This window comes from Bradyrhizobium sp. UFLA05-89 (assembly GCF_059803475.1).
This window is the reverse complement of sequence record NZ_JBANBA010000223.1, coordinates 1-4,153: the sequence shown is the minus strand read 5'-3', so window position 1 is coordinate 4,153 and position 4,153 is coordinate 1. Positions and strand designations below refer to the sequence as shown.

The window sequence follows — 4,153 nt, the reverse complement described above, 5'->3', positions numbered from 1 at the left end:
GGCCGACACAGCCGCTCGGCCGCATCGCCGCTGACGCCAATACATCGGATTACTGCCGCCCTTTTTCAACGGAATCGACCCAAACCAGAACTAAACGCAGCGTCTACTTTAGCGCCCCTAATGGGCTATCTACGATAACGCTGAGGGCAATAACACAGCCGAGTTTGTATCGGCTTTCGTCTCAGATGAGAATCTAGCGATTGTTGATAGGCTAGCTCAGGCGTCTATCGGTCAAGAGCATATGCATTTCAGGATCGATGTCAAAAGGCTGGAAACTATCGTTCGGAGATATAAGGCGGAATCGCACCGAATCGTGCTCCTTTATCTTTGCGAAGCCTCTGACAATGGCTTCTTACTTGATCTAGCAATTGGCAATCTCAGACATGTGGTGATTTGTTTATAGCGACGATCATCTGCAAGCGATTTGTAAGGAAATAGGGAATGCAATCGAAAAGGGCAAAACGGTCGGGCAGGAAGATGTGATGCAAGCGTTGGCGAGGCTATATTCAGACTAGCGGCGCCATGTAATTTTGCGGCGCTATTCGCAACTTGACGGAAATCGTGGACTTAACAAGCGGGCAGCTCGATCTCACCCTGTTCGGGCCGGTTACCCTGACTGATCCAGGGTGTCAACTTCTCAACCCTGTCAACCCAGATTTCGAAATCTGCGGCTGGTGATACTTCGGGGGCGCGCTTGAGGGGCTAACGCGCTTCGTCGATGGCGGCCACATCGAACTCGACAACAATACCGTCGAACGATCAATCCGCGGCATCAAGCTCAGCCGCAAGTGCGCGCTGTTTGCCGAATCCGACGGTGGTGCTGAACACTGGGCTGTCGTCGCGTCCCTGGTCGAGACCTGCAAGCTCAACGACATCGACTCGCTTGCCTACCTCACCGACGTCCTGACCAGGAGTACGCGTCCGGGCAAGGCCCTGGTCCCGCAAGCTCGCCGTTGACTCGGTGGTTTGGCAGCCAGATCGAGCGAGAAACGACGGCATTGAGTTGTTGCTGCGGCATTTGTATCTTATAAAATACGGCGTGGCGTAGGTTAGAGAAACTGGCCAATTGTCTTAATCCGTTAGTGATTTGGCGCGCTCGCCAGTGGCGTTGGAGAAGAGCAATGGCCAAAACTAGACCATTTGACGCATCCGAGTATCTGGACAGTCCTGAGGCGATCGCCGCTTACCTAAGCGAAGCCTTCGAAACCAATGATCCAGGCTTCGTCACCGACGCTATCGGCATTGTTGCCCGCGCGCGCGGTATGTCCGCTCTTGCTAAGGATACAGGTCTTTCACGCGAAAACCTTTATAAGACCCTTAGTTCAGAGGGACATCCCGAGTTCAGCAGCGTTATGAAAGTACTTGGTTCTCTTGGTGTTGAACTGCACGCCCAACCGAAAGGCGTATTCGGGTCCCTGCCATATAAGGGGCCAGCAAAGTCGATCGCGGATATGGAGGCGGGGATCGCCGCGGAGGCGAAACGGCGGCATGCTCGCAATCGATACTAGTCTCATCACGATCCCACCTGCCATTGGCGCGGCAGGTCAATCCGTCGATAATCCCCCTGGTGCTTTTGCGCGCGTCCAACGACCGCCCCGGCTACGCCGTTTTTTGGCAAGGCTGATCACGCTTAAGCGGCGTGAGCGACGCTTTGGGGCTGCCAATTCCAAGGAAGCAGCTCGTCAATGCGCTTGGCAGGGTGATCCGGTAGGCGCGCCAGCACGTCGGCAAGCCAAGCTTGTGGGTCGATGTCATTCAGCTTGGCGCTGGCGATGAGACTGTAGATGGCAGCCGCACGCCGGCCGCCCTCATCGGAGCCGGCGAAGGTCCAATTTTTCCTGCCCACGGCGACCGCCCGTAGCTCACGCTCAGCAGCATTGTTCGACATGCAAAGCCGTCCGTCATCAAGGAAGCGGCTAAATGCGTCCCAGCGGCTGAGGCAGTAATTGATCGCCTTGGTTGTGTCGTTGTTGCTGGAGAGCTTGGCGCGCTGCTCTCGCAACCACGCCTCGAGCTCGACGATCAGAGGGCGGCTACGCTCCTGGCGCACGCGCAGGCGCGCCTGCGCAGCAAGACTGTTGATCTCACGTTCGATGGCGAACAGGACATCGATGCGCTTGACCGCCTCGGCCGCGATCGGCGCCTTGCTGAGCCGCGCGAGATCGAAGAACTTGCGCCTGCCGTGTGCCCAGCACGCGGCCTCGATGATCAGGCCTGCTTGGCGATTGGTCTCGTAGAGCCTGCTGAACCCAGCGTAGGCGTCGGCCTGCATCAGCCCGGCATAGCCCGCCAGATGCTGCCCGGGATGCGCACCGCCACGGTCCGGCGAGTAGAAGAACACCGCTGCCGGCGGATCTGGCCCGGCAAACGGGCGGTCGTCGCGCACGTAGGTCCAGAGCCGGCCGGTTCGGGTCTTGCCCTTGGCCAGGACCGGCACCGTGGTGTCGTCGGCGTGGATGCGCTCAGCTGCGAAGACATGGCTCCGGATCGCGTCAACCAGCGGCATCAGGGTTGCGGCGGAGGCTCCCACCCAATCTGCCAGCGTCGAGACATCGAGGTCGATGCCTTCACGCTGGTAGACGTCGCTCTGACGATGAAGCGGCAGGTGCAGGCCGTACTTGGCGAACAGAACATGGGCCAGCAGCTTGGGGCCTGCACGCCCGCGCGCAATCGGGTGCGAGGGAGCCGGCGGCTGGGTGATCGCTTCGCAGGCCCGGCAGACGAGCTTCTCGCGCACGTGCTGGATCACCTTCCACTGGCGCGGAGCGAGCTCCAGCGTCTCGGTCACGTCCTCGCCAATTTTGCGCAACCGGCTATCGCCGCAGCATGGGCAGGTCGCAGGCACCGGATAGACAATGCGCTCCCGCGGCAAATGCTCCGGCAGCGGCCGGCGGGCTGGCTTGCGGCGCTCGAACGATGGCACCGCAATCTTCTCGGCTGCCATCTGCGCCGCGGTCTCAGCTTGCGCTGCGTTCTCTTCCAGATCGGCGAGCTGTAGCTCGAGCTGGTCCAGCAATGCGCCTCGCTCGGAGGACTGTCCGAACTGCTCGTGCCTGAGCTTCTTGATCGTGAGCTTGAGCTTCTCGATCAGCAAGGTCCCCGCTTGGGCCTCGGCTTCCGCGGCCAACCGGGCCGCTCGCTCGGCGCGCAGCATCGCCTGCAGCGTGGTCGCATCGTCGGGAAGAGAATCATCGGCGCTCATCGCCGACCAGAGAATCACAAGACGCGATCTCTGTCCGAACCGCTGATCCTGTCACCGATTCAAATCCCAGCGATCAGCCAGCCGCCAGCGGTCGCCAGGTCTGTTGCGGCATCCGCCAGTCGATGCCCTCCAGCAGGTAGCCAAGCTGGGCTGGGGTGATTGTCACCACGCCATCAGCCGACGACGGCCACAGGAAGCGGCCGCGCTCCAGCCGCTTGGCGTAGAGCGACATGCCCAGTCCATCGTGCCAAAGGATCTTGATCAGCTTGCCGCTCCTGCCACGGAACACATAGAGGTCGCCGCCATGGGGGTCTCGCTTGAAGGCTTCCTGCACCAGCAAGCCCAGCGAGTTCATGCCGCGACGCATATCAGTGTGGCCGGTCGCAATCCACACCCGCACGCCCGAAGCAATGGGGATCACCGTAGGCGCCCATCTGCCAGCGCCGCCACGGCGGCCTTCAGCGTCGCCGCGTCGACCGCACCCGTGATCCGCATCCGAGCTCCGGTCGCAAACTCGATCTCGATCGCCCCGCCGCTGCTGGCCGGCGCGACTTGACAAGGCGTCGGCACTGACTCCGCGACCACCATCGCCGGTACGAAGCCAGGTTGATCGGCGGCATCCTTCGGCTCGGGGTGAAACGACCGTCGCCATCGCAGCAGCAATGAGCGCGAAACGCCATATTGCCGCGCCGTTGCCGCCACCTGGCGCGGCGCCCGTAAGCTCTCCAGGACGATCTTGAGCTTCTCGTCCTCGGACCAGCGCCGTCGCCGGCCCGTGTCCACCACCTCAAGCCGTTCGACTTGGGCACTGCGCCTATCACTGTCCATAAGGACAGTTCTCAACAACATGCCTCATTCGGCAAGGCGGCCTTCACCGGCTTTCAATTACCCACAAATTCTCCTCCGACCATGGCGCCCAGCGCGATGTCGGTGAGGCGTGACAGCCCGCGC

At 61.0% G+C, this 4,153-nt stretch carries 4 protein-coding genes and 1 pseudogene; 2 read left to right on the top strand and 3 right to left on the bottom strand.

The window, feature by feature from the left end; translation table 11 throughout:
* Window positions 1–696: 696 nt before the first annotated feature.
* Both SO139_RS45600 and SO139_RS45595 read left to right on the top strand, forming a co-directional pair.
* Window positions 697–957, top strand: a pseudogene (locus SO139_RS45600) (IS66 family transposase); the annotation flags it as partial.
* A 164-nt stretch (window positions 958–1,121) separates the two neighbouring features.
* Window positions 1,122–1,508, top strand: coding sequence for an addiction module antidote protein (locus SO139_RS45595; RefSeq protein WP_498542105.1), 387 nt, complete (start codon window positions 1,122–1,124; stop codon window positions 1,506–1,508).
* 122 nt (window positions 1,509–1,630) lie between these two features.
* Here SO139_RS45595 and tnpC read toward each other — a convergent pair whose 3' ends face one another.
* The 3 genes from tnpC to tnpA form a co-directional block, all read right to left on the bottom strand.
* Window positions 1,631–3,202 carry an IS66 family transposase gene (gene tnpC, locus SO139_RS45590; protein ID WP_498542104.1) on the bottom strand — a complete coding sequence of 524 codons (1,572 nt, stop codon included), beginning with the start codon at window positions 3,200–3,202 and terminating at the stop codon, window positions 1,631–1,633.
* Window positions 3,203–3,275: 73 nt separating this feature from the next.
* On the bottom strand, window positions 3,276–3,623 hold the full coding sequence (gene tnpB / locus SO139_RS45585; RefSeq protein WP_498542103.1) for an IS66 family insertion sequence element accessory protein TnpB: 348 nt from the start codon (window positions 3,621–3,623) through the stop codon (window positions 3,276–3,278).
* Complete coding sequence (tnpA, locus tag SO139_RS45580) at window positions 3,620–4,030, bottom strand: IS66-like element accessory protein TnpA (protein ID WP_498542102.1); 411 nt, start codon at window positions 4,028–4,030, stop codon at window positions 3,620–3,622. Before tnpA ends, tnpB begins: the two co-directional genes overlap by 4 nt.
* Between the last annotated feature and the right edge of the window lie 123 nt (window positions 4,031–4,153).

Coding starts and splice junctions, on each gene's coding strand:
- SO139_RS45595 (WP_498542105.1), top strand. CDS start 1,122: ATGGCCAAAACTAGACCATTTGACGCATCCGAGTATCTGGACAGTCCT.
- tnpC (WP_498542104.1), bottom strand. CDS start 3,202: ATGAGCGCCGATGATTCTCTTCCCGACGATGCGACCACGCTGCAGGCG.
- tnpA (WP_498542102.1), bottom strand. CDS start 4,030: ATGGACAGTGATAGGCGCAGTGCCCAAGTCGAACGGCTTGAGGTGGTG.